Source organism: Paraburkholderia sp. LEh10, from assembly GCF_017814945.1.
Lineage (GTDB): Bacteria > Pseudomonadota > Gammaproteobacteria > Burkholderiales > Burkholderiaceae > Paraburkholderia.
The window spans coordinates 1-350 of record NZ_JAGIPX010000272.1 but is presented as its reverse complement, the minus strand read 5'-3'; the positions used below and the strand labels follow the sequence as shown (position 1 = coordinate 350).

1 protein-coding gene is annotated in these 350 nt (G+C 56.3%); it reads right to left on the bottom strand.

The genetic code is table 11. From position 1 onward, the window contains the following. A partial coding sequence (locus J8I87_RS44275; RefSeq protein WP_209938956.1) for a transposase occupies positions 1-350 on the bottom strand: 350 nt, incomplete at both ends.

Genomic DNA, 350 nt, shown 5'->3' with positions numbered 1-350 from the left:
GATGACACTGGCGTCGATCGCGAACCCTTCACCGCCCACGAGGCCTTCGCTCATGCAGCGACGCAAAACTGATTCGAATACATGGCGCAGCATATCGCTGTCGCGAAACCGGCCATGGCGATTCTTTGAGAAGGTTGAGTGATCGGGAACCGCATCCTCAAGACCGAGACGGCAAAACCAGCGATACGCCAGATTCAGATGGACTTCTTCACACAGGCGCCGTTCGGAGCGGATGCCGAAACAGTATCCGACTAGCAGCATGCGAATCATCAGCTCTGGATCGATCGAAGGGCGCCCCGTATGACTGTAAAACGACGCCATGTGCTTACGGAGGTCTCCGGCATCGAAGA